The sequence below is a fragment of the Paenibacillus forsythiae T98 genome (assembly GCF_000520735.1).
GTDB classification, from domain to species: domain Bacteria; phylum Bacillota; class Bacilli; order Paenibacillales; family Paenibacillaceae; genus Paenibacillus_AQ; species Paenibacillus_AQ forsythiae.
In genome coordinates, this window is record NZ_ASSC01000099.1 from 1 (window position 1) to 611 (window position 611).

Here is a 611-nt window from a genome sequence, read left to right on the forward strand (position 1 = left end):
CGTCTCCGATGCTGCGCAGCGGCTTCCGCTCAGGGTAATAGATCACGTTCGGGATTTGCGCTTCATGCCGGGCGAGAATCAGGAATCGAACTCGGTTTTGGCCGAGGCCACCGATCTCCCCAAGGTTATGATCCGCTCGGATGCTTATCGCGTAGCCGTATTTCTCAAGAAGCTTCGTGATCTTCCGCAGCAGCGACTTGCCACGGGAGCTGATCCGAGGCACGTTTTCCAACTGGATCACCGCTGGCATGGCGCCGCCGTATTCCTCACAGGCCCGCAGGGCCAGCTCCAGTCCATGAACCGTCAGGTAGTTAAGCGCCTGATATTGCTCAGAAGCGGCCTTCCCCTGCGGCAGCAGTCCGCTGAGTCCCTTGCAGGGCGGGCTGGAGAATAGGAAGAAGGGTACCTGTTCCTTGAAGGCTTGCCAGATATCCCAGGCCGTCATTTCCCGCCAATCCGGCGGAGGTTGATGACCATGCCAGGCCTCATACTGCCAACGCTGGAAAAGGTCCATGCACACCGCCGTCTGCTCGCCGGTGATCAGGTCATGATTTCGACAAGCGACGGGGTCACTGTCAATCGAACAAAGTAATTTGAATTTGTAGAGTTGT

1 protein-coding gene is annotated in these 611 nt (G+C 57.3%); it reads right to left on the reverse strand.

Going from position 1 to position 611, the window contains the following annotated elements:
- Nucleotides 1-611 (reverse strand): DNA cytosine methyltransferase (locus tag L692_RS0103450; RefSeq protein ID WP_025697239.1); only part of this gene is annotated, 611 nt, incomplete at both ends.